Origin of the sequence: Nonomuraea candida (genome assembly GCF_000725485.1) — a bacterium.
In the GTDB taxonomy this organism is placed as follows: Bacteria; Actinomycetota; Actinomycetes; order Streptosporangiales; family Streptosporangiaceae; genus Nonomuraea; species Nonomuraea candida.
Map to the genome: position 1 here is coordinate 1 of NZ_JOAG01000209.1, position 238 is coordinate 238.

Genomic DNA, 238 nt, shown 5'->3' on the forward strand with positions numbered 1-238 from the left:
GACCGGCTCGCTGACCCGGGCCACCGACGGCCGGGGCAACTCGTTCTGGACCACGTACAACAGCCTCGGGCTGATCGAGAAGACGATCGAGCCGGCCACGGCCGCGCACCCGGACGAGGCCGACCGCACCTGGACGCATGTCTACGACGCGGGCGGCAACCTGGTCTCCGCGCTGCAGCCCGGCGGGGTGCGCATCGACCACGCCTACGACGCGCTCGGCCGCATCGTCAAGCAGACC

The 238-nt window shown here is 71.8% G+C and carries 1 protein-coding gene; it reads left to right on the forward strand.

Annotated elements, in window-relative coordinates; all coding sequences use genetic code 11:
• Window positions 1-238, forward strand: a 238-nt coding sequence (locus IO39_RS43740) for an RHS repeat protein (protein ID WP_043637994.1), incomplete at both ends; no start/stop codon positions are given.